Annotated in this window: 1 protein-coding gene; it reads right to left on the bottom strand. The window is 61.1% G+C overall.

Annotated features, from left to right (window positions below; all coding sequences use genetic code 11):
• A partial coding sequence (locus tag RZR99_RS33015; RefSeq protein WP_323123856.1) for an AMP-binding protein occupies positions 1-589 on the bottom strand: 589 nt, incomplete at both ends.

Genomic DNA, 589 nt, shown 5'->3' with positions numbered 1-589 from the left:
TGGCCGGACTCATCCAGCAGGTAGATTCTGAGATCGGGAATCCGCTTGCCGATCGGACTGCCGGTCTGCCGGCTATCGTCGGAGCGAAGCGGGCGATAGGTCACATGGACGGTTGTTTCCGTGATGCCGTACATGTTGACCAGTTGAGGCGTCCGGTCATCGCGGGTGTCGTACCAGGCTTGCAGGATAGAGGGTTCGAGCGCTTCGCCGCCGAAGATGACGTAGCGCAGCCGATCGGTGAGATGGCTTTGGGCTTGACTGGCGATGAATGCCTTGAAGGCGCTGGGGGTTTGGTTCAGGACGGTGACGCCTTGTTCGCACACCAGGCGATGAAGCTCCTGGGGCGAGCGCACGGTGTGGTGCGGCACGACGACGAGCTTGCCGCCATAGCGCAGGGCGCCCCAAAGTTCCCAGACGGAGAAGTCGAAGGCAAAGGAATGAAGCAGGCACCAGGTGTCGTTCTGGTCGAAGTGATACCAGGGGTGGGTGGCATCGAACAATCGGGTCACGTTGCGATGTTCGACCATGACGCCCTTGGGGGTGCCGGTGGACCCGGAGGTATAGATCACATAGGCGAGATGGTGGGAGG

It is taken from the genome of Burkholderia alba (assembly GCF_034721475.1).
In the GTDB taxonomy this organism is placed as follows: Bacteria; Pseudomonadota; Gammaproteobacteria; order Burkholderiales; family Burkholderiaceae; genus Burkholderia; species Burkholderia alba.
This window is presented reverse-complemented; position numbering and strand designations above follow the sequence as displayed.